The sequence below is a fragment of the Endozoicomonas sp. SESOKO3 genome (assembly GCF_024606255.1).
This window is the reverse complement of sequence record NZ_JAHHPR010000143.1, coordinates 1-1,029: the sequence shown is the minus strand read 5'-3', so window position 1 is coordinate 1,029 and position 1,029 is coordinate 1. Positions and strand designations below refer to the sequence as shown.

Sequence of the window (1,029 nt, the reverse complement as noted above, 5' to 3'; positions counted from 1 at the left end):
CCGCCTGGTTCGTAGCCAGGTACTCTATCCAGCTGAGCTACGAGCGCGTAATACTAAATTGTTCACTGGCGGTGAGGGAGGGATTCGAACCCTCGATACGTTTCCGTATACACACTTTCCAGGCGTGCTCCTTCGGCCACTCGGACACCTCACCGTTGTCGTTGTTCGCGTCTGTTGTTGCGAACGGAGCCGTACTTTATAGCAGGAGTGTCTGAAAGGCAAAGCCAAAATGCACTTTTTTTCTACTTTTAGGGCAATTACTTAACGGACAAACGGTCAAGCCTGAACTTGCGCCTGAGAATAGCCTCAAACCATGAAACAGGCAGCCATCTTTTCAGCTCTGGCAGCGCCCGACTGCCATTGCCCACTCTTAAAATGCCCTGCTGACTTGACGATTCCAGCCAAACAGCAATCTCTGAAGCTACTGTCTCGGCAGGGGTCGGTCTGTCCTGAGAAGCACTCGCTCGTGCTCTGACTCCCTCTTCAATTGGAAAATACAGGGAGTCTTCAGTAAACACCCGATCAAGTGCTTCATTGGCATTCTCTGCAAATCGGGATTTGATCGCACCGGGTAATACGGTCAGAACTCTGATGCCAAACGGCTGAAGCTCCATTCTCAAAGCATCGGAAAAGCTATTGAAGGCAGCTTTTGAAGCACAATAAAGCCCGGAGAAAGGCGTAGTGACTTCTCCTGAAATACTGCCAATATTAATGATCGTACCTTCCTTGTTAGCACACATTTCCTTGATGACTTTGTTGGCTAGCAATACCGGAGCAAAGACGTTGGTTTCAAACTGTTGCAGGAGTTCTTCGCGGGGTAATTCAGCCACTGCCCCCATTCCACCATAGCCTGCATTGTTGATTAGGATATCCAATCCGCCATCTTCAGCCTGAATCTCTTTCAATACCCTGTTAACCTGGTCCTCATCAGTGACATCCAGCTCTGCTGTCCTGATTCTTTTTTCTGACAGATGTTTGATTGATTCCAGCTTTCTTGCTGTGGCCCAGACCTTGAACCCCCTCTGGTTC

General features: G+C 49.1%; 1 protein-coding gene and 1 tRNA gene. Both read right to left on the bottom strand.

The window, feature by feature from the left end; all coding sequences use genetic code 11:
• Positions 1-66: 66 nt before the first annotated feature.
• Positions 67-154: transfer RNA gene (locus KDK18_RS02530), tRNA-Ser, on the bottom strand.
• Between the two features lie 103 nt (positions 155-257).
• A partial coding sequence (locus tag KDK18_RS02525) for an SDR family NAD(P)-dependent oxidoreductase (protein WP_257252965.1) occupies positions 258-1,029 on the bottom strand: 772 nt, incomplete at its 5' end.